Source organism: Elusimicrobiota bacterium, from assembly GCA_016788905.1.
Taxonomy (GTDB): Bacteria; Elusimicrobiota; Elusimicrobia; order FEN-1173; family FEN-1173; genus JADKHR01.
In genome coordinates, this window is record JAEURZ010000001.1 from 52,027 (window position 1) to 73,572 (window position 21,546).

Genomic DNA, 21,546 nt, shown 5'->3' on the forward strand with positions numbered 1-21,546 from the left:
CCCCCTGTCAAGGGCGGATTAAAACTTCCCGCGCGCTCACCCGAAGAAAAATAATTTCAAACCCGCAGGCTTCCCCTAACGAACGTTGAACCGCCTCACGGTAAAATTGACCCTGTTCCAAATAATGTTGGGCGCGAACCGAGACGTCTTCGGGTTTGATCCGATCGGTTTTAAAATCAGCAACCCACAAATTCCCGTCCCGCCTGTACAACAAATCGATGATCCCCCGCACGGTCATCCCCGAATCAGGATAGAGGAACGGGGCTTCGCGAGCCAAAATATTTTCTGAACGAATGGAGCGCCCCAAGGGAGAAGAAAAGAAGATCGATAGGATTTTGGAGGCCTCTTCCTTTAGTTTTGTCCCATCGATTTCACGGAATTCCGACACCAACCCGGATGCGATTCGGTCCACCCACGGAGCCACTCCGGATTTACCATCCCAAGGCCAAACCTCGAGAACCCCATGGACCAACCGACCCAAGAGAGTTGCCTCGTCTCTTGATCTCCGTGGCATTTCGAAATCGGCCCAACGAAGTTTGTCGGTCCCTGGAGTCGGGTTAGAAGGGCTCCTGAAAAGCGGAGTTCCTTGAACCCGCGATCCCCGAAGAATTCGCTTGTCCCAACAGTGAATTAAATCCGGTGTTAAAAGGGTTTTTCCAACCGTTTTTTTTGCGGGCCACCGTAAAATCTCTTCTTCCCAGGAAACCGGCTTCACCGGAAGTCGAAACCCATCGGGCAACGCCCAACTCCCGGATTCCGGAACAGAAGCGCTTTTCAGCATCTCCATAAAAGAACCCCGTGCAGCTTTCTCGTTCCCCAGCAGAATCACATGTTCCCTTGCCCGGGTGGCGGCCACATAGAAAAGACGAATTGATTCTTCCCGTTCCCGTCGACGCTCATCGGTTTCCAAGAACGCCATGCCCAGATCCGCCCATTTTTTCTCCACCAAACGGTGACCCGATCGTTTTTCCGCCCAATCCTGCCGCAACGCCGGAGGATTTCGACTCCCCCCCTGAACCGCGGCGCCCAGATTAGGAATAAAAACGACCTTGTATTCCAATCCTTTCGCTTTATGCACCGTCAGGAGACGTACCGCGTCTGCTTTTTCTTCCCCCAAAGGGTTTTCCCCTTCCTCCACACCCCCCCCCACCGCGTGGGTCAACCAACGGGTGAACCCCGCCAGGGTTTCTCCTCGCAAACGATTGGCCTCTGTCGCGAGACGCACCAGTTTAAAGAGGTTCGACACACTTTGTTCCCCGTGATAGGCCACGGCCGCCGCGGCCAAAAGGGAGGTCTCCTTCAGTAAATAAGCGGCAAGATCTCCCAGGGGAACCCGGCGTGCCACCTCCCGAAGTTGGCCCATCAAAGAATAAAATTCCATGACCCGCCGCCGAAGAGGATCGGGAATTGTTTCAGGAGGTACACAAGGGTCGTAAAGGGCCTTAGCCTCCGCCAAGACAAGGATCTCCCGATCTTCCAAGAGAATAAGAGGAGAGCGGAGGAGTCCCACCAGAGACACCTGATCGGTCGGATCGATTAAGACCCGGAGAAGGTTGAGAAAATCAATGACCTCGGGTGTGCTGTAGAATGCTCGGTCACTTTCCACCCGGTAAGGAATCTGGGCAGCCTTGAGGGCTTCCATATGAATGGTTAGCGCCGAGGTGGACCGGAAAAGGAGGGCCACGTCTCCCAACCTCCAGGGACGGTCGGACCCTTCCGGCCCACAATGGGTCACGATCCAGCGAGAAATCCATCGGGCCTCCGCCTCTTTCCCGGCACGCGCGGAAGGAGTGTCCTCATCGGACCCACCGCCCTCGCCCGGGACCAAAGCCAGTTCGATTCCTCCCCCGCTGGGATCTCCTGGTCGAGGGTGGAGAGGCAGGTACGCCGGCTGTAATCCTGGAACTTCTTGCATCAAATGGGCGAAAAGGCGATTGAGGGGATCCACAATTCCCGCGTGGGTACGGAAACTTGTGAGCAGATCACATTTCCGACCTCCCTGAGCGATCACAAGCGCCACGAACGCTTCGTAAGCGCGGATATCGGCCCCGCGAAACCGATAGATGGATTGTTTGGGATCCCCGACAATAAAGAGCTTCCCGGGCGCCAAGATCACTTCCCGCCAAGCGGTGGCCTCGGACTCTGGTCGCTCGGACAAAAACAACAGCATTTCCCCTTGCAAGGGATCAGTGTCTTGAAACTCGTCCACCAACACGGCCCCGAAACGGTTTTTGAGGTCACGACGGACCTCGGGATGATGGGCCAGAAGGTCCCGGGCGCCGCGGAGGAGATCGTCAAACCCCATCCACCCCGCGGCACGGTAACGGGCACGAAGGTGTTCCGCAAAGGGCGCTAAAAGTTTTCGCGCTCGGGCCAGAACCGCTTCCCCAAAAGGCGAAACGATTTTCGCTAGGGCGCAGGCTTCTCCATAGAGTGTTTCCCCCTCAAACGCCCCCCATTCTTGAGGCCATTTTTTAGGATCTTCTTTCCATTCGTCAGAAACAGGCAAAGCCGCCCAAGGGTCCCGAACCACCCGCTCAAGAGCCTGGAGGCGTTCGGAAACACGTTGGAGAGACTCCAACATTTTCCCGCGCCGCGGTTTAGGTTTTCCCTCCGCCAACCGATCCAGTCCTTCGCGCAAAGAGTGAAGTCGATCCGCCAAGGAATCTGTCGCGTCCTCAAACGAAGGGCTACGCCCCAGAGCCCGAGCCAATGTCGCCAGGTCGCCCAACCCCACATGGGGCAAAATTTCCCGCCACAGAGATTCCGTGGGCCCGCCCACTTGAAGTTCTCTCTCCAGCCATTTCCCCCATTCCAAATGGAAGAGTTCTTCGAAGGCGTCTCCTTTATCCATATCAAAATTCGGATTGACCCCCGCTTCCAATGGAAACAGTTGGATGAGCGTTTTACAAAACCGGTGAATCGTTCCAATAGAGGCCCGGTCCAACTCGCGAAGAGCGTCTTCCGCCATCCGGTGGATACGTTCGTCCGTCGCCCCAAAATCTTCCCGAGCTTCCCGTAACCAATAGTCCGTTCGTACCGCTCGCTTCTCCGGAAGGGGAAGTCCCCCCAATCGGCGCAGGAGGTCGTGCAACCGCTCGGCTAACCGAGTTTTTATTTCCCCAGCCGCTTTTTCCGTGAACGTGAGAGCCACAATCCGTGTGAGGGCCAAACCCGACCGCTCCGCCCCCCCCGCCAAAAGAAGGAAGAGGAGCCTGTCGGTTAAAAGCGTCGTTTTTCCTGTTCCCGCCCCCGCCTCAACGACGATGTTAACGTCGAGCCGTTTCCGGGCCTCTTCGCGTGAAGGATGATCCGCGGTCATGAAATCTTCTCCGCGCGTCGGCGCGAAGGCCCATGGGCTTTCCGACAGGCCCGGGCAAAATCACACCATTGGCAATGGGCCTGGGGGCCTTCCGTTGGATGAATCGGGAATCGTCCCTCTTGGATCTGGGACACCAACGTTTGGACACGGGCCTGGAGAACGGGCTTCTCTTTCCGCCAGGCCTCTCCTGCGAATTCTTCCGTCTCGTTCGTGGCCAAATATTCGTATCGCACTCCATCAGCCTGAACATCGGGGCCCCAGGTTCCCTGGGCGTCCACCAGGTCCAGGTAGGCCGGGGCCTGAAACACCTGCCCCGCGCAAACCCTCTCGAACAGGGTTTCCTTTCGAATTCTGTTCTTGTAATCGATGACGCGAAACCGATTTGACGTGGGGTTCCAGTCGACGCGATCCAGTCGTCCGGACCAAATGAAATAGGTTCCCGGCAGGGGCCCTTGCACCGCCCATTCCATTTTCGCAGGACGAAACCCCTCCGCTTTCAAACGAAAAACATCTTTGACGATAAAATCCACCAATTGACGTTCCACACGCTCTTGGAGCGACAACCAAAGAAGAGGGTAGGGCCCGGCCGAGGAGGCCCCCAGGGATGAAAACAGCTGATGGGTTTCCTTCCGCATGAGAGTGGCAGCCTCAGCCGGGTCAGGCACCCCACCGGAAAGAAACAACCCGTAGACTTTTTCCAAAAGAGCGTGCTGAATTTTTCCTAGGGCCAAGGGCGTCACACCCTCTTCGTCATACATCGCTCGGGTCTCACGAAGACCCAGGATCCGGGAAAGAAAAAATTCAAACGGACAACTGACCAACGTTTCCAACGCGCTCGGGGAGATCCCCCTTCCCGCACACTTCTCCAAATAAGTTCGTGGCGGACCCACCACTCCGTCAATGGGGGTAGGGCCCCCTCGGGACACCAAACGAGCCGCGCCTCTAACGGTATTTTTAAATTCATCCGACACGGAACGATCGTCCAATAGGTCCACCAGACCCGCTTCCTGGAGGGTTAAGAGGGAAGGGGAAACCGACCCCCACTTTTCCAAGGGGGGCCGCGGAAGACGTTCCGCCTCGTCCAAAGAGAGCCCCGCCGCCCGTGCTAAATCTCTTAAATAAAAGGACGGAACTTCGGCGCGCCCGTCTTCCCCGGAACGAGAAAACAAAAGGAACAACCGCTCTTTCACCGCGCTCACGAGAAGCGTGAACAACAATTTTTCCTCGTCATACCCTTCCCGTTTCGGAAGAATCCAATACCCCCCGGGGTCCCGCAAAACCCGCCGGAGATCGTCCCCCAAGAGCGGATCTTCCCGCACCACCCGCGGAAAAACACCCTCCTTTAATCCCACCAGGAACAGTGTCCCAAAACTTTCCCCACGCGCTTCCATGGCACCCATCACTCGCACCCCATGCACCGAGCCCGTTCCAGGTCGCCGGGCCGCCCGAAGGGCCTCCCCAAAGGTGAAAGAGAATTCCTCTCCACTCACTGGGGGAGAGAAACGATCCATTTCCACCAATCGGTCCACTAATCCAAAAACGATCTCCATAACTTCCCCCGATTCCGCGGTGCGATCGATCAGGGATTCCCATCGGTCCCGCGCCGCTGCCCCGTGAGCTGCCCAAGAAAGGACGTCCTTCGATTGAGAGGTATTCCACCGGCTCACTCCTAGCGGAATGTTGGGGTTAAACGATGAAAACAATTTTAGAAGGGCCTGGGGAGGAACCGGCCCGCGCAATTCTTCAGGAACATCTAAGATCATTCCTGTCTCAGGGGAAAACAAATGGGCCAACCCGGCCCGAGGCCCCGCCTGGGTTAAATAGCGTTGAATCTCCTCTCGGGAAGACAGGGGAAGGACATCCACTCGAAGGCAAGGGGAATTAACAATGTCCAGAAGAGCGTCCCGATCGTGGGCCCGGCCGAGCAACGCGATGAGGTCCATGGCCAGTCGAGCGGCAGGATGGGAAAGAAGGGGCCCCCCATCCGAAAGGGAATAGGGGATTCCATGGACTCCAAATATTTCCGGAACCAGCGCGGTGTAAGCGTCTGTCCCCCGGGCGACAAGACCGATCTCATCCCAATCCGGAGGATTCTTCCCTTCACGAAGTTTTAAGATTTCTTTTGCCACGCGCCAGATTTCATCCCGTTCACCAGAAACATTCATGAAATGAATAGGGGGTGAAACAGTGTCGGGTTCCGAACCTGGATTAAAAAGAGACCGCAAAACTCCCCCCAAAGGACCGGCCCCCTGGGATTTTTCGTTATGAACCTCCGCCCCTCCCAAGGGAATTTTTAGTTCAAGGAACCGTTCGGCAAAGGCCCACCCCGGCTGACCTTTCACACAGGGGAAAAAGAGGTGAACCCTGGCCTGACGGGCCACGGCGCTAAAAAAATCGGACTGGGCACCATTCAGATCGTAGAAACCGTAATAGAGGAATTCATCGTAACTGTCCAAAACACTCGGACGATCCTCCACGGTCAGGCCCGCCAACCGCGCTAAATCCGCTGATCCGGCCACATTCAAATCCGCTAATCGTTCCCGGTACCGGGCCGCTAGGGCCAAAAGACGGAAAAGTTTTTCCTTCCCTGGAATTTCCATATCACTAAAATGTTCTCGAAAACTTCCCATTTCCACTCCCGCTTCCACTAGATCCCGCAGGGTCGCCCGATGGGCCTCCGCCAACGCCCGTGCCCGATCACTCGCCCATTCACCACTATCGATGAGAATCCGCTCCACCAACCGTTCATGGAAGAGATCTTCATTAATGACAGCGGGTAAGGACACATGGGCGGAGCGGAGAACATCCAAGGAAAGGCTGTGAAGCGTATGAAACCGGAGGTTAAAAAAAGAGTGGCCTCGTTCTTGGGTTAACAGGCGCTGAAGTCGCTCCGCCATCCGCTGAGAAGAAGTCACCACCGCCACCCGCCGGTTCACCGCCGGCGGATTCGCCGTCAAGTGGGAAACGAAGGATTCCTCAAGGAATGAGAATGGACCGCAATGGAGTGAAAGGGGCATGGGTTCTTCGCCCCGACAAGGGCGCTCTTCTCATTATAAAACTTCCCCAACCATTCCGCTCTTATCGGACGAAATTCGAATGGGATCTCTTTTGCGCCGGAAAATCCTAAACAAAAGGCAGGCGAGCCAAGCAGACCAAGACCTAAAGGGGCGGAGCCACTAACGTCTCACTTCGGAGGGGGGGGATTTTTCCTGTGAATGAATTACTTCGCCGCCCTTTTCTGCCATTCATGACAGCGCAAGGGTCGGCTTCGAGTCCCACACTAAAACTGCCCGGGGCGGGACTCGAACCCGCACGATCCTAGGGACCTCAGGATTTTAAGTCCTGTGTGTCTGCCATTCCACCACCCGGGCTAAAATTGAATTTCTTTTCTCAGGCCTTGACCGTAGGCAATCCGGCGAGGGCCATGGCCAGTTCGCCCTCATCCAGTTTTTGATCCACCAGTTTTCCTGCATTGTAGTCCATATAGGCCTGCATATCAAAATGACCGTGACCACAGAGGTTAAAAAGAATCGCTCGGGACACCCCTTCCTCTTTGCATTTCAGCGCCTCGTTAATGGCGCCCCGAATGGCGTGGTTGGCTTCGGGGGCCGGGAGGATGCCTTCGGCACGGGCAAATTGGACTCCGGCCGCAAAACACGTGGTTTGGTGATAGGCCGTCGCTTCCATCAAACCCAAGTCCAGGGCGTGGCTCACGAGAGGCGCCATCCCGTGATACCGCAACCCGCCAGAATGAAACCCGGGAGGTGTAAAAGTGGATCCCAACGTGTGCATTTTGGTCAGTGGCGTCAGATGCGCTGTATCTCCGAAATCATAGGCAAAGGGCCCTCGGGTGAGGGTCGGGCACGCGGCGGGTTCCACCGCCACCACCCGCACTTTTTTTCCGCCCCGAAGTTGTGCCCCTAAAAAAGGAAAGACCAAACCACCGAAATTGGACCCACCCCCGGTACATCCCACCAGAATGTCCGGATAGTCGTCCGCTATTTCCATTTGCTCCAGGGCTTCCAGACCCACAACCGTCTGGTGTAAAAGGACATGGTTCAAAACCGAGCCCAAGGCATATTTGGTGTCGTCCCGTTGGGCGGCCACTTCCACAGCCTCCGAGATGGCGATGCCTAAACTCCCGGGATGGTTAGGATTCTTTTCTAAAATCGCCCGCCCCGATTGGGTTTCTTGAGACGGAGAAGCCACGCACCTCGCGCCATAAGTTTCCATCAACGCCCGTCGGTAAGGTTTTTGATCGTAGGAGACACGCACCATAAATACTTGAACATCAATTCCAAAGAGCGCGCCCGCAAAAGCCAACGAAGAGCCCCACTGGCCAGCCCCAGTTTCGGTCGCAATTTTTTTGATCCCCGCTTCTCGGTTATAAAACGCCTGGGGGACAGCCGTATTCGGCTTGTGACTTCCGGCCGGGCTGACTCCTTCGTATTTGTAATAGATCCGCGCTGGTGTATCGAGAGCTTTTTCCAAACGGCGGGCCCGAAAAAGAGGAGAAGGTCTCCACTGACGATAAATCTGCCGAACCGGTTCTGGAATTTCAATTTCCCGTTCTTTCGAAACCTCCTGAAGAATCAACGACATGGGGAACAGGGGTTCCAGGTCCCCGGGCCCCACCGGTTGATGGGTTCCGGGATGGAGAACGGGTGGGGGCGGCACGGGAAAGTCCGCCACCAGGTTGTACCAGAATTTGGGGAGTCGTTTTTCGTCCAACAAATATTTAACGGTCTCACTCATTAGGAACTCCTCTGCCTATATTCGCTAAGACGCGGTAGCCCATTTTATCATTCCCTGACGAAAATAAAAGATCCGTCGCACCACACGAATTCAATGCGTAAGTGCGCCCAGATTTTTTTGATACTGCCTTTGGGTCCCCATAAGGCGATTCGAGCACGCTTTTTCGCCGACAGTGGGACCGGACCTGTCCGATCCGGCCCGTTGGAAGTTGAGGGCCGGGAGTTGGTCCGGTCTCCGGTGAAAAAGCGCGCGCAGGCCGCTGGGGCGCGTTTTTGGGGTCCAGGGGCTCTTTTTGCGCGTCCCAAAAGGGCCCCTGGTCGGGTGCGGGCCAGACAGGCCCGCGACACTGATTCATGAAGTTCGTTTTGTTCCCCTTACCGATTGAACCCCGCCCACATTTAGGAAGACTTCCTCTGGGCCAGAATGACCCCAGAAAGAGAGGGTGAGCCCCACCCTTTTGACCTAAGGAACGATCGGTTTTAGAATTCGTTGAGGGCGTTGATGAGGAGGCGCAGCCGACCAAAATTGAACCGGTTAAAAGGAAAGACAAGTCGGGGCAGTTCCAAAAATTCGGCTTCTTCAGGGAGAGCCCCCTGGTTAACGAAATGGGCCCCCTTGAGTAAAATGTCCTTAAAATCTTTTTCCAGCACATCCAGATTCACCTGAGGGATTGGTCGGGTTAAACGAATGACCATCCGGTCACGAACGTAACGGACCGAGTGATAATTGTGATAGAAATGGGCGATTTCGTCGGCGGCTTTTCCGATGGAATCGGTGACGCGGAAAAGATTGAAATCTTCTTCAGCAATTTTCCCTTTCTTCAATAAATGTTTTCGCACGTAAAATTCCCAATCTTTCCAGTAGGATCCCCCAGGAGTGTCGATGAAGACGATCGGCATGGGGTCCGCCTTCCCGGTTTGGACCAGGGTCAGGACCTCCATCCCCTCATCATGCGTGCCAAACCCGCCGGGGAAGATGGCAACAGCGTTGGCTTCCTTGACGAACATGAGTTTCCGAGTGAAGAAGAACCGACAATCGATAAAACGCTCCCCTCGGTCCACATACACATTGGTGCCTTGTTCATAGGGCAAGCGAATGTTAATGCCAAAACTGTTTTCAGCGCCGGCCCCCTGGTTGCCCGCTTGCATGATCCCCGGGCCCGCGCCCGTGATGACCATAAAACCCCGTTGAACCATTTTTCGCGCAAAAGCCCGGGCCTGCTTGTAATCCACATCGGCAGGCCGTGTTCGGGCGGAACCGAAAATCGTGACCTTTCGGCGATGCCGATAGGGCCCAAACACCCGAAACCCAAACCGAAGTTCCCGCATGGCCCGACTGAGGATTTTGGCCTCGCCCCGACGGAGTTGGGAATGCTGGGTTTTGAGAGCGGTCACCACAATTTCACGGACCAAATCACTGATGTCTTCTTCCGGGACATCGGTCACCCGGGCGCGTTTCACAAGCGCGTCAATTTGTGCGGTGATTTCGGGATCCCACGCGTTAAAAGATTCGGTATGGGATTCTTCCGGGTAACGGGTTTCGTTCTGGGGCGGTGGTGTCGGTTCTTGCGTCATGGTGTCGTGCCTCTTGTAAAAGGATGGCCCCGGAGGGCATTTATTTCAAGTCTTATCTTGATAATGCGCGATGACTTCCGTCACCGAAACGTCACGCTCTGAAAAAAACAGGCGTCGGGCCGAGTGGCGGGCGTAAGCCGCCCCTAAAAAGAATAGGGCATGGATCTCACGGAGACGCGGATGGTTGTTCAGAAACTTCTTGAACTGAGGAGACGGAGGATTCCCACGAAGGGAATCGGTCACCGGGATTCCGTCCAAGGAAATGTCCGACGTTCGGCCGGGACCGCCCGGTCCCATATATCGAGCCGCCGCATCGGTGGCTTCCTCACCCATCAGACGGAAGTCTGACATTTTTCCTCCCGCCACGGTGATCAAACGATCGGGCCCCCCTTCCACCCCATGATCCACCACCCGAAAACCCCGGGACAAAAGTTTTTCCGGACCCCGCTGCCCCAAAATCGGCCTGGCACCCACAACCGTCCGGTCAAATCGGATGGGAAAATCCGGAAAATAACGTTGACAGGAGCTCAGGAGGTATTGAATCTCTTCCCCGGTTGTTTTGAGTTGAGACATCCCCTCCGAATCGTTCAAATCCGTGGGACCCACCAGCGTTTTCTCTAGTCCTGGCAAAATGAACACATAACGCTCCCGGTCCACAGCCTCGAGCAAGAGCCCCACGCCAAGAGGACCGTTCCCCACCATCGGTGGACAACGATCGTAAACCAAATGGGACCCTTTTTGCCGTCGCAGGTCGAGGGTGGCTCCCGCTAGGGAGGCCACCTGATCCGCCCAAGGCCCCGCCGCGTTGATGATCACCGAGGCCCAGAACGTCGCCTCTTCCCCTGTAGAAAAATGGACGCGCACACCCGATTCCGGAGTGGGACGATCCTTTCCCCTTTCAAAACCAACAACGTCCGCCCCCACTCGAACTTCCGCGCCATTCCGGCGCGCGTCGTCCACGTTGGCCGTTACAAGACGGACCGCGTCCACCCAATATTCGTCGAAGAGGAGCCCCCCGCGAAGTCCCTCTTTTTTGAGTGCAGGAACCAGACGACGTGTTTCCTGGGCCGAAAGGCGAAGATGGATTTTCCCCCCTTTCAACCGTTGAAACGGGTCATAGGATTCGAGAAGGGTTTCCACCGTCTCCAAACCACGTCGATGATCACGATAGACCGGCCACAGAATAGGGAGTCGTGTGAGGAGCGGGCGAGCGATACGCGCGATGAGACCCGAATCCCAACAGGTCGCGTGGGTGGTCAGGCGGTCGTAGAGGAGGTAACGAACACCCCCATGAATCAGGTGGCTGGACGCTGCAGTGGTCGCGGCACCCAGGGCACCTCTTTCCAATAGGAGGGCGCGGAACCCTCTTAACGCCAAATCCCGTAAGACCCCGGCCCCGGTAATACCTCCACCAATCACGATGGCGTCAAATTTTCGGGAAGTCATTGTTTGGGGAAAGACTCTCCAGCAAAAAGGACTTTCAACCCATTCCCCCTTCGCAACCGTTGGGGTCCCGTCATTCGGTGGCTTTTTTGGCGACCTCTTCGGCAATTTCTGAGGCGCCGCCCAACACTTCACGAGCGGTGGTCTGTCCCTCCAAAACCTTTTGAAATCCGTCCGTGAGAATGGTCCGCATTTTTTGTGGGGATTGGTTCACCGCCGCGTCACGAATCGAATCGGCCGTCATCTCTTTCAACATGCCAAGACGAACCGTATCGTCCACCACCAAAAGCTCGTGAATTCCAAGCCGCCCTTTAAACCCCGATCCATTGCAGGTTCGGCATCCCGCCCCCTGGAAAAGTTGTGCGTCTGGGGGGAGTGTGACGTGATTGGTTTTAAAAATGGCGATTTCATCGACTGTCGGGGCCCGCGGCGTACGGCAATCGGGGCAAATGCGGCGACAAAGCCGCTGAGCCAAAACGCACTTGAGCGTGCTCGCCACCATGAACGCGGGGATGCCCATATCCACCAACCGCGTCACAGTGGAGGAAGCATCGTTGGTATGGATCGTTGAAAACACCAGGTGTCCCGTCATGGCCGCTTCCATGGCGATATGCGCGGTTTCCTGATCCCGGATTTCACCAACCATGATCACATCGGGGTCCAAACGAAGGAAGGAGCGAAGAGCCGTGGCGAAATCAAAACATTTGTCCTCGCCCAATTTCAAATCGGGGTTCACTTGAACTTGAACGATCCCATCCAGATTGTATTCAACGGGATTTTCAGCGGTCAATATTTTGATGTCCGGCCTGTTAATGTGGTTAAGGGCCGCATACAACGTGGTCGACTTCCCCGACCCGGTGGGCCCACACACGAGAACAATTCCGAAATTCTTTTTTCCTCCCACACCGGCCATCAAAGCCAAAAAACGATCCAAAGTGTCAGGGAAAAAACCGAGTTTCTTAATGTCCACTTGAACAGCTTTCCGATCCAAAATCCGCATGACAACAGATTCCCCATACACCGTGGGCACGATCTCCACACGAAATTCGATGGGATTCCCTTTGGCCATCACTTGGATCCGGCCCGATTGGGGAATCCTCCGTTCGGTAATATTCATAGAGTTGGTCATGATCTTGATCTTCGCGATTACGGCGCTCCGGTATGTCCAAGGGATTTGGAAATTGGCAGGTTTTAAAAATCCGTCCACTCGAAACCGAACCAACACGCGGGAATTCCGCCCCGCGGGATCCTCAAAAGGCTCGATGTGAATATCCGATGATTTTTGACCCAGCGCAGAAAGAATAATGCCGTTCACGATTTTTTCAACTTCAGGCGCGGAGGCGTCCACTTCGGTCACATCCGTTTTTTCCTGCACCCGTTCCAACGTGCCATCCACATCGGGGATGACCGCGTCCGTTACGGACTTAAGCAGTTCCGCTCCCTGCCCACTTCCGGAAATCCCGTAGACCTTATCCAGTTCATGAAAAATATCTTCGGGCATGGCCAGGTAACGCTGAACTTCCAACCCCGTCTTAATATGAATATCCTCGGACACCATGAAATCCCGGGGATCGGCCATGGCCAGAAGGAGGACCTGGTCCTCCTTTGCGAAGGGAATGACCATATGTTTTCGCGTCGTGGCCTCAGATAAGAGGCGAACGACCTCCGGATCAATTTCCATTTCCGCAAGGTCCACCGCCTTGGTCCGCCACTCCCGAGAAAGGACCTGAAGAACATCCACCTTGTCGGCCCACTTCTTATCGATAATAATTTGTTGAATGGGGCGGCTCGTTTGGGACGCTTCTTTCTCCGCCAGCGCCATGTTTTCGGAGGAAATAAGCCGCGCTTCCAATAGGATTTCTTGGGCGGTTTTACGTCCGCTGGGAAGGCGTGGGATCATGGCAGATCCGGGAAGGGGAAAAACAAGGATTTTTCGGACCGGATCCGGGAACAGGGTGTCAGGGAAGAGAGCGACTTGACCAGGGATTCCATTACCAACTATTTACATCCAGAACACAAATTTGTCCAGTGGTTTATGCCTCACGGGAGAAAAAAACGGCCCCAACGGCCCCCACCGCGGCCCACCAGGCCCATGCCGCCAAGAGACCGGATCGGTCCCGGGATCGATCGGCATGGAGGATTTGACTGTTCCGAACCCAAACCAACATCCCGGATCGACGACCGTCTACCCAAAGAGGCGCCCAGAAAACCCAGGAATCAGAGGAAAGGGACTTATCGGAAGGCTCAGAAAGAGAAGGAAGGACAGGAAGAGAAACAGGATCACCTTGGGTTTCCAACGGCTGGCCTTGTTCGTTGAGGAGAACGGCCGCTCGCGTATCCATCTCTCCCGCGAAACGGCGGAGAAGCCGGGAACGCCGGGGAAGATCCGATCCGGCTTCCGCCAATCGTTCGGCCCACACCTGGGCCAATCGCCGCCCTTCTCGGCGGAAACACTCCCCGCGAGAAGAAACAAGCGACCCGTGGATAGAGAACAAAATTCCCCCCACCCACACCACGGAAAGGGTGTAGGTCCCCCACACCCACCTCCGACTCCGCCTCCCGCTTGATTCCATTTCCCACCCCAGGTTGAAAGCCGTTAATGATTTCGAGGAGAAAGTCGGTGAAGCGCCGCGGCAATAAAATCCCGAAAGAGCGGATGCGGATGAAGGGGCCGGGATTTCAGTTCCGGGTGATATTGAACCGCCACATACCAGGGATGATTTTTAAGTTCCACCACTTCGGCCAAATGAAGCCGGGGGTATTCCCCCACCACCCGCAGACCCGCTTTCTCCAGAGCCGGGCGATACTTGTTGTTCAGCTCATAGCGATGGCGATGACGTTCGTGAACTATGTCCCGTCCATAGGCTTTGTGCGTCAAGGAACCCGCCTTTAACCGACAAGGATAGGCCCCCAACCGCATGGAGCCCCCCAATTGGGTGATTTTGTTTTGCTCATTCATAAGGCCCACGACAGGATGGGGAGTTTTTGACGCAAATTCCGTCGAGTTGGCTTTAGAAAGTTTCGCCAAGTGGCGCGCCACATCAATGACAGCACACTGCATTCCCAAACAGATCCCAAAAAAAGGAATTTGGTGTTCTCGCGCAAATTTCGCCACCGAAATTTTTCCTTCGACCCCTCGATCGCCGAAACCGCCGGGAATCAAGATTCCGTCCACTTGGAGAAGTTGCGCTTCCAGGGTTTTGTCCTCCACATCCAGGTACTTGACGACCACCTTGGTGTCGTTAGCCAACCCGCCATGAAGAAGAGCCTCTCCGATGGACTTGTAAGCGTCCTTCAGTTCAACATATTTTCCCGCGACGCCGATGGTCACGTGGTGCTTGGGGTTCCGAATTTTTTCCACCATGCTTTTCCAAGTCGCCAAATCTTTTGTGGGACTGCGCTGACGCAAAAGCATGAGAACCAACTCATCCAACCCTTGGTGTTCAAACATGAGCGGCACGTCATAAATGGTGTCCACATCAACAGCCTCAATCACCGCGTCATCCGGCACACTGGAAAAGAGCGCTATCTTCTCCCGAATCTCTTGACCCAACGGGCGGTCGGTCCGACAAATGATGATATCAGGTTCAATCCCGATCTCGCGCAACTTGCCCACCGAATGCTGGGTGGGTTTCGTCTTCAGTTCCTCCGCCGCTTTGATGTAGGGAACAAGCGTCAGGTGAATATAGAGCACATTGTCACGACCCGCGTCGATCCTCATCTGGCGGATCGCTTCCAGGAAAGGGAGGGACTCGATATCGCCCACGGTCCCCCCCACTTCCACAATCACAATATCGCGGCCTTTGGCCACGCGGAAGAGGCGACTTTTTATTTCGTTCGTGATGTGGGGAATCACCTGGACGGTCTTTCCCAAAAACTCCCCGCGGCGTTCCTTCGCCAAAACGGTTTCGTAAATCTGTCCAGACGTGCAATTGTTGTCCCGGGACATGTCTACGTCGATAAACCGTTCGTAGTGCCCCAAATCCAAGTCGGTTTCCGCACCGTCTTCCGTGACGTAGACTTCCCCGTGTTGATAGGGGCTCATGGTCCCCGGATCCACGTTTAAATAGGGGTCCAATTTGATCATGGTCACGTTCAACCCCCGGGCTTTTAACAATCGACCGAGAGACGAAGCCGCGATCCCCTTTCCCAGAGAACTCACCACGCCGCCCGTCACGAAAATAAACTTAGCCATCGTTCCTCCCTTCCTTTCCGTTGACGGACTCACGACCCTGTGCCCCGCCGTTTCAAAATTTTTTCCACCCGGGCCACGTCCCCAGGAAGGTCCACGCCAATGGAATCGTCGGGGGTCACCGCCACGCGCAGACGAACCCCATTTTCCAAGGCACGCAACTGCTCCAACTTTTCCGCCCCTTCATAGAATCCCGGAGACCAACGAACAAAGGCCCGCAATGTTTCAGGACGGTAGGAATACACGCCCAGGTGCTTATACAGGAATCGATTGCGGGGAGGGAATGCGGGGGCTCCCTCGCGAAAATACGGCAGGGGGGAACGGGAAAAGTAAAGCGAGTCCCCCCGCTTATCCAGCAAAACTTTGACAGCGTTTGGGTCCGACCAATCCGCGGCCGTCAATGCCGTGGCCACCGTTCCCAAAACCACCGATCGGTCCTGGTGGAGGGCCAAAACCTTTCGAAGGGTCCGTGCGGTCATGAGAGGTTCGTCCCCTTGGATATTGAGATAGAGATCCGCTTTTATTCGACGAGAGACTTCGGCCACCCGGTCGGTTCCACTTCGGCATTTGTTTGACGTGAGGAGGGATTCTCCCCCAAACCCACGGACCGCCTCCACGATACGCGGGTCGTCCGTGGCGACCACAACCCGAGGCAGAGCCTTCCGTGCGGCGTTCCAAACCCACCAGATCATCGGTCGGCCCGCGATCGGGGCCAGAGGTTTTCCTGGAAATCGTTGCGCCGCGAAACGAGCGGGGATCACCCCCAAAACGTTCATGAGACTCCCTTGGTTTTCAGCGCGGAAAGGAGTTCCCGGGGGCTCACCGTCGCGGTCCCCAACTTGGCCACCACAACACCTGCCGCCACATTGGCCAAACGCGCGGCTTCCCCCAAGGGAACACCCGCGGCGAGGGCCAGACTCAAGGTGGCGATCACGGTATCCCCCGCGCCGGTCACATCGAAGACTTCCCGTGCCTGGGACGGGATATGGAGAGGCGGCTTTTTCTCCCGATAAAGACTCATGCCCCGTTCACTGCGGGTGATCAGAACAGAATGACATCGAAGCCGTCGCAGGATCCGATGTCCCAACGCGTCCACATCGGAATCACTCTGGGGAGGAAGGCCCCGAACCCCCTCCGTGGCTTCTTTCAGATTGGGGGTGATGCAATCGACCCCTCGGTAACGCAGAAAATGTTCGATTTTGGGATCCACCGTAACCAGCTTGCCTTGGCGGTGCGCCCACCCAAGAACGTTTTTTAAAAGACGGGCGCTCACCATCCCTTTCCCATAATCCGATAGGACGACCCCCTTCGAAGGGGACAACCGGTCCCGAACACTGGACAACAAACGATCCACAAGAGCGTGGGGAAAGGGGGCTCGGTTTTCCCGGTCAAAGCGAACCACCTGTTGATGACCCGCCAAAACACGGGTTTTTATAATGGTGGGGCGGGACGGGTCCCTGACGATTCCAGAAACATCCACCCCCCTCTCCCTGAGAGAGGAGAGGAGACGCTCTCCGTCGGAATCGTCACCCACCAGGGACACCAGAATGGGGTGGCCGCCCAGGGCGGCGATGTTGGCCGCCACATTTCCTGCTCCACCGGGCATGAATTCCTCATGATGGACATCCACCACGGGAACGGGCGCCTCAGGGGAAAGACGGCTCACCGCCCCGCGAATGTAACGGTCCACCATAAGGTCGCCCACCACAAGGACGGGCAACCCGGGGAAGGATCGTACGCGCGTCGCGAGATCGATCATGCCGCGGGAGTCAACTCCAGAGCGCGGGTGCGCTGGCGATAGAGGTGAGCAATGGCCAAATACGTGACGATCATTGTGACGAACACCCCCACCAACAACGCCAACATTCCCAAAAGGTTCAGACCAATGGCGAGGAGAGAAAAAAGGAAGAGATCCATTTTCACCCCCTGGGTTAAGCGTTTACTCTCTTGAAGCGCTTCAATGGGCCCGAGCGACTTTTCAATCATCACGTATCCATAAAACATAAACATGAGTCCAAGGATTATTCCTGGGACAACCAACAACAGGGTTCCCAACGCGGTGATCACCCCGTAAAGAAGGGTCGCCAGAACGTAAAACCAGAATTTGTTTTGCGGCCGCCAGAGATCCGCGTATTCCACAGGCTTACTGTCAATCAGTTTCAAGGAAATCCCCAATGCATTAAAGGTGAGATACCAGCTGAACACATTAAACCCGATTCCGATAATGACATTAAGCATTTGGGATTCCATCTTCTCTCCCAGAAAAGCGCGAAGTCCCCCCAGCAGCAAGAAGGTCGCCATAAACGCCAGCAAGAGTGGAAATCGGCTTTTGGTAATGTTCCAACCGGTCGAAAGAGCATCACGAAATGAGAGTTCGTAAGTCACAGGAAGAGCCTCCTCTGAGGATCAAACAATTGAAGCGAATGGGCGGATTATACTAAAACAAATCTCGTTAACGGGCGCCCATCTCGGGAGAGGGCGGGGCGATGGATTCTACAGAGGGATCAGGAACCGGTCCGGGTCGAAACTCCGTCATCTCCGCATCAAAAGCGCCCACCATCACCCGGGAGCGGAGGAGAACGGGAATATGGGGGGGATCCACGGTGACCCAAACTTCCAAGCGTCCACTGGCTTGGAAAATTCCGTCCCCAGCCAGGACGGGTTCCAGGTGAAAGCAGTCGAACGTCCCGGCCGGCACCTTTATTTGTTCACGCGCCCGAACATGAACGGACAGGGGCCAGGTGGTGGCCCCTGAATTAGCGTCCATTGTGAAATCTTTCCCCACTTCCAGAGGCCGGGTTCGGATGTAATACAAACTGGAAAGGACGTCATGGACGAAAGGGGGGATGGCCCCCTCCTGAACCGATTCGTTCCCCTTGCGCCACTTTTTGTAGAGGAAACGACGGCCGGGATGATCGTAGGTCGTTTCCACCCGGCGCGTGTAGCGCCCCTCACGAATGTCCTGGCGAAATTGAAGGGAACAGAGACTCTCCGCGTCGATCCACGACTCATTCGTGTCGCGAACTTTAAAAACGACATCCATCCCCTTGTTGGTTTTGGCTTCGGACAGGATCCGGTAGGTCGGCCGGCCCGCCACCGTTTCAGTGGAGACAACCTCGAGCGTGGCAAAACCGGCGGGAATAAGACCGTATTTAATGATGTAGCGAATGGATTCCCCCACGGCAAAAGGGGGGACAGGTTCCTCCCTCCATTGAAACACAAAGGAAGGGGACGTGGACACAACGATCCCCTCCCCGTGGGCCATGGGGATAAACCCCAAAAACAAAAACGCAACGGCCCAACGGGAAGGCGTCACAATCCAGCGATTCCCTTCAAAACAATGACGGCGGTTCCGGCTGCCCATCCCACCGCCGCGTTGTACTCCTTATTTTTGAGGTAACGAGACCATTGGAACCGGTCCGCGTTTTCGCGACGGAAGGGATGAAGGCTCGGAAGGAAACGCCGGTTTCGCCCCGTAAAAGTTCGCCACGCATCGCCAAAATGCTTTTCCAGGGATTGCTCCTCCACGATAATTCGCTGGGGATAAATCCAGCCGAAGAGGAACAGGAAGACCCCCCAAAGGATGACACTGGCTGTGGGGACCACGCCGGTGCCCGCCACACAAAACCCCACGGCCATGAAGAAACTTCCCGTGTAAAGAGGATGCCGGACCCAGGCATAAGGACCGTCTTGAGCCAAACGTTTTCCTTTCTCCAAATAGCCCGCCGCCCACCCCCGGAGCAACAGACCAAGGAGTGCGATCAAGAGCCCCCCCACCGCCCTCGGCCAATGATCCACATGGGACAAGAAAAGGAAAACAATCCCCGCAATGAAACCTAAAAACACACGCCACCGTGCGATCACGTTTGTTACCTCACTTTTTATTATTTTCACAACGGATCTGGCCTAAGACCATCCACGCCACGATCCTATTTCCCCAACACCAAAGCGTTCCCACCACGAAAGAGAAAGACATCCCCTCTCCATCTATCGAAAACAAAAGCGCTTAACCCGGAATCCCCAGTTGAGCGCGAGGACCGGCCAGGCTCAGAGAGCCTGGCACCTGAGGCGGCAGAGCCGCTGATGCGAGACGAAAAAAGCGGTCTTTTTTACGAACAAAAAAGTGCAGGTCGTAGGCCGCTCCCACGCGGGCCAATCCCCCTTGGCATTCCTGGCTAGCGCCGTCACACTTCCGCTCGCGCGGTCGCGGGGACTACGGACAAACTTTTTTTGGGAAGGAAAAAGGCCCGATTTTTTTGTCGAATCCCGTGATTCAACTGGGGATTTTGGGTTAAGCGACCAGCGGTTCCCCTTGTAAAAGGACGATCCAAAGAGTGGTGTCTCGCTCACGGTTTCCACCGATCGTGAATCCAGAGCCATTGCATGGGCCGTTCGCGAATCCATCCTTCCAGCACTGCCGTCATCTGCCGCGTCACAGCGTCCACCCGTTCCGGGGTGGAAGGACCTGGTTCAATGGGAAGCGGAGGATTCATCTCCACTGTCAATCGGCCTTTTTCACGCCAGCTCCGAACCGGAAGAATCGGACATCCCAGGCGAAGGGCCACCAAGGCTGGCAATCCCGTGGTGTGCGCGGGACGGCCGAAAAAAGGCACTTGCAAACCTCCCGCGGTGATGCGTTGATCGAAAAGCAGCCCCAGGAGCCCCCCGGATGACAGGTGTCGGAACGATTCACGCACCGCATTTTTATGCATCAAGACCTCGCACCCGGACCGTTTCCGAAGAGCGGTAATCCAGTCGTTCACAAAAGGGTTCTTCATGCGCCGGGCAATCACCGCGGTGGGAAACCCAGCGCGAGCCGTCGCCCAGGACGTGTATTCCCAATTTCCCAGGTGACCCGTAAAGAGGACGACCCCTTTCCCTTGGGCGTGAGCCGCCCGCAAATGCTCAGCGCCCACCACCCGAACCTCTCGATCAAATTCTGCCGTTGAAAGAACCCCCAGCCGGGCAAACTCCCACACGCTGGCCCCCAACTCAGACCAGACCCCACGGGTCCAGGCCTGAATGATTTCCGGCTTTTGTTCAGGAAAAGCCGCCCGCAGATTGGTGGCCGCCACCTGGGTTCGACGCGAAGAAAGGAACCCCACCCCACGGCCTAAAGCGCGCCCCATGGTGTTCCCAGGAAAATAGGGAAGGCGACCCATTACCCCATAGAGAAACCGGAGCGCCAGGTATTCTATGAAAAAACGGATTCGATCCACGGGTTCCATCCCTCCTCAAGACATTCCCACTCCAACCGGGCCACGATCGCCGGAAACAATTCGGGAAGACGTTCCCGGTCCTTTTCTGTGACGACAACACGACGCTCTTCCCGACGGGCTCTTTCCAAAACGCCCGCGCACTCCCGGGAGGAAAAAACATGGTGGTCCCCATACCGTTGTCCCTGAACAGAAGCCCCGAAACGGACCAAAGCCGATTCAAAAGAAGCGGGGTCCCCCAATCCGGACAAGGCCAAAAGCCGCTGGTTCTGAAGTTGTACGGAAGGGATCTCCTTCCCCGTTAAATTTTCCCAAAACGTCAAGCGCCCCTTCACCGCCACACTGGCAAGACCCCTTCCCCGAAGGTGGGCTTGAAGCGCCCCCAAACGATCGGTCGAAAGGCCCTCCGCCCGAGTGAGAAAAATCCCGTGAGCTCGTTTCAACGCCTCCGGTTTCTCCCGCCAGGGTCCCGCGGGAAGAAGCGGAGTGGGCCACTCCTCCAAGAAAACGCTCGAGGCTAATTTCGCGTCCAGGCAAACCAGGTCCCGATCCCGAAACATTCGATGATGTTGAAACCCATCATCCATCACCAGACAATCCACATCAAATTCTTCCCAGGCCCGCCGGCACGCTTGGGCCCGATCCGAACCAACAGCCACGGACACCCCCGACCGGCGCGCTAAAAAACGCGGCTCATCCCCGATCTTCTCCACCCCTGGGACCGTCTCCCCTCGATTCGGAACAAGAACCACCGGCGTTCTGTCCCTCCGGCCATACCCCCGGCTCACCACGGCCGGACGGTGCCCCCGTTTTTTAAGCTCTTCCAAGAGCCACACCACACCCGGTGTTTTGCCGGACCCCCCCACGGTCAGATTCCCCACGCAAAAAACCGGGACGGGAACTCGAACGGTTTCAAAAATCCCCCGGGCGTAGGCCGCCTCCCGAACACGGGCCATTCCCTGAAAAAGGAACGCCGGCCCACCCATCAAAACCCGCCACAAAACACCCCCCGCGCCGCGCGGGGGTGGAAAGGAGAAAGACACG

At 56.0% G+C, this 21,546-nt stretch carries 15 protein-coding genes and 1 tRNA gene; all 16 read right to left on the reverse strand.

Annotated elements, in window-relative coordinates:
- Nucleotides 1-7: 7 nt before the first annotated feature.
- The 16 genes from JNK54_00230 to lpxK all read right to left on the reverse strand — a co-directional run bounded on the left by JNK54_00230 (nt 8) and on the right by lpxK (nt 21,545).
- The gene (locus JNK54_00230) at nt 8-3,322 is read right to left on the reverse strand and encodes a UvrD-helicase domain-containing protein (protein ID MBL8022695.1); all 3,315 of its coding nucleotides are present in this window, start codon (nt 3,320-3,322) and stop codon (nt 8-10) included.
- Nucleotides 3,319-6,339 carry a PD-(D/E)XK nuclease family protein gene (locus JNK54_00235; GenBank protein MBL8022696.1) on the reverse strand — a complete coding sequence of 1,007 codons (3,021 nt, stop codon included), beginning with the start codon at nt 6,337-6,339 and terminating at the stop codon, nt 3,319-3,321. The genes JNK54_00230 and JNK54_00235 overlap by 4 nt, the downstream gene beginning before the upstream one ends.
- Before the next feature lie 270 nt (nt 6,340-6,609).
- Nucleotides 6,610-6,693 (reverse strand) — tRNA-Leu (locus tag JNK54_00240).
- A gap of 19 nt (nt 6,694-6,712) precedes the next feature.
- Nucleotides 6,713-8,077 carry a TrpB-like pyridoxal phosphate-dependent enzyme gene (locus JNK54_00245; GenBank protein ID MBL8022697.1) on the reverse strand — a complete coding sequence of 455 codons (1,365 nt, stop codon included), beginning with the start codon at nt 8,075-8,077 and terminating at the stop codon, nt 6,713-6,715.
- A 479-nt stretch (nt 8,078-8,556) separates the two neighbouring features.
- Nucleotides 8,557-9,651 carry an LOG family protein gene (locus JNK54_00250; GenBank protein ID MBL8022698.1) on the reverse strand — a complete coding sequence of 365 codons (1,095 nt, stop codon included), beginning with the start codon at nt 9,649-9,651 and terminating at the stop codon, nt 8,557-8,559.
- A 45-nt stretch (nt 9,652-9,696) separates the two neighbouring features.
- The gene (locus tag JNK54_00255; protein MBL8022699.1) at nt 9,697-11,097 is read right to left on the reverse strand and encodes an FAD-dependent oxidoreductase; all 1,401 of its coding nucleotides are present in this window, start codon (nt 11,095-11,097) and stop codon (nt 9,697-9,699) included.
- A gap of 70 nt (nt 11,098-11,167) precedes the next feature.
- Complete coding sequence (gene tadA / locus JNK54_00260) at nt 11,168-12,994, reverse strand: Flp pilus assembly complex ATPase component TadA (protein ID MBL8022700.1); 1,827 nt, start codon at nt 12,992-12,994, stop codon at nt 11,168-11,170.
- A gap of 133 nt (nt 12,995-13,127) precedes the next feature.
- Nucleotides 13,128-13,667 (reverse strand): hypothetical protein, encoded by a 540-nt coding sequence (locus JNK54_00265; protein ID MBL8022701.1) that lies wholly within the window; start codon nt 13,665-13,667, stop codon nt 13,128-13,130.
- A gap of 23 nt (nt 13,668-13,690) precedes the next feature.
- Nucleotides 13,691-15,289: a CTP synthase gene (locus JNK54_00270; protein ID MBL8022702.1), complete on the reverse strand. Its 1,599-nt coding sequence runs from the start codon at nt 15,287-15,289 to the stop codon at nt 13,691-13,693.
- A gap of 29 nt (nt 15,290-15,318) precedes the next feature.
- A complete protein-coding gene (gene kdsB, locus JNK54_00275; GenBank protein ID MBL8022703.1) occupies nt 15,319-16,062 on the reverse strand; it encodes a 3-deoxy-manno-octulosonate cytidylyltransferase in 744 nt (247 codons plus the stop codon).
- The gene (gene rfaE1, locus JNK54_00280; GenBank protein MBL8022704.1) at nt 16,059-17,045 is read right to left on the reverse strand and encodes a D-glycero-beta-D-manno-heptose-7-phosphate kinase; all 987 of its coding nucleotides are present in this window, start codon (nt 17,043-17,045) and stop codon (nt 16,059-16,061) included. The genes kdsB and rfaE1 overlap by 4 nt, the downstream gene beginning before the upstream one ends.
- Complete coding sequence (locus JNK54_00285) at nt 17,042-17,671, reverse strand: hypothetical protein (protein ID MBL8022705.1); 630 nt, start codon at nt 17,669-17,671, stop codon at nt 17,042-17,044. The genes rfaE1 and JNK54_00285 overlap by 4 nt, the downstream gene beginning before the upstream one ends.
- Nucleotides 17,672-17,738: 67 nt before the next feature.
- Nucleotides 17,739-18,650, reverse strand: coding sequence for a DUF3108 domain-containing protein (locus JNK54_00290; GenBank protein MBL8022706.1), 912 nt, complete (start codon nt 18,648-18,650; stop codon nt 17,739-17,741).
- The gene (locus tag JNK54_00295; protein ID MBL8022707.1) at nt 18,599-19,180 is read right to left on the reverse strand and encodes an isoprenylcysteine carboxylmethyltransferase family protein; all 582 of its coding nucleotides are present in this window, start codon (nt 19,178-19,180) and stop codon (nt 18,599-18,601) included. The genes JNK54_00290 and JNK54_00295 overlap by 52 nt, the downstream gene beginning before the upstream one ends.
- 452 nt (nt 19,181-19,632) lie before the next feature.
- On the reverse strand, nt 19,633-20,505 hold the full coding sequence (locus JNK54_00300; protein MBL8022708.1) for a hypothetical protein: 873 nt from the start codon (nt 20,503-20,505) through the stop codon (nt 19,633-19,635).
- Complete coding sequence (gene lpxK / locus JNK54_00305; GenBank protein ID MBL8022709.1) at nt 20,481-21,545, reverse strand: tetraacyldisaccharide 4'-kinase; 1,065 nt, start codon at nt 21,543-21,545, stop codon at nt 20,481-20,483. The genes JNK54_00300 and lpxK overlap by 25 nt, the downstream gene beginning before the upstream one ends.
- Nucleotide 21,546: the final 1 nt, after the last annotated feature.

What these genes read in the sequence shown, in the direction of transcription:
- JNK54_00230 (MBL8022695.1), bottom strand. Translation starts at nt 3,322, where the DNA reads ATGACCGCGGATCATCCTTCACGCGAAGAGGCCCGGAAACGGCTCGAC.
- JNK54_00235 (MBL8022696.1), bottom strand. Translation starts at nt 6,339, where the DNA reads ATGCCCCTTTCACTCCATTGCGGTCCATTCTCATTCCTTGAGGAATCC.
- JNK54_00245 (MBL8022697.1), bottom strand. Translation starts at nt 8,077, where the DNA reads ATGAGTGAGACCGTTAAATATTTGTTGGACGAAAAACGACTCCCCAAA.
- JNK54_00250 (MBL8022698.1), bottom strand. Translation starts at nt 9,651, where the DNA reads ATGACGCAAGAACCGACACCACCGCCCCAGAACGAAACCCGTTACCCG.
- JNK54_00255 (MBL8022699.1), bottom strand. Translation starts at nt 11,097, where the DNA reads ATGACTTCCCGAAAATTTGACGCCATCGTGATTGGTGGAGGTATTACC.
- tadA (MBL8022700.1), bottom strand. Translation starts at nt 12,994, where the DNA reads ATGATCCCACGCCTTCCCAGCGGACGTAAAACCGCCCAAGAAATCCTA.
- JNK54_00265 (MBL8022701.1), bottom strand. Translation starts at nt 13,667, where the DNA reads ATGGAATCAAGCGGGAGGCGGAGTCGGAGGTGGGTGTGGGGGACCTAC.
- JNK54_00270 (MBL8022702.1), bottom strand. Translation starts at nt 15,289, where the DNA reads ATGGCTAAGTTTATTTTCGTGACGGGCGGCGTGGTGAGTTCTCTGGGA.
- kdsB (MBL8022703.1), bottom strand. Translation starts at nt 16,062, where the DNA reads ATGAACGTTTTGGGGGTGATCCCCGCTCGTTTCGCGGCGCAACGATTT.
- rfaE1 (MBL8022704.1), bottom strand. Translation starts at nt 17,045, where the DNA reads ATGATCGATCTCGCGACGCGCGTACGATCCTTCCCCGGGTTGCCCGTC.
- JNK54_00290 (MBL8022706.1), bottom strand. Translation starts at nt 18,650, where the DNA reads ATGGGCAGCCGGAACCGCCGTCATTGTTTTGAAGGGAATCGCTGGATT.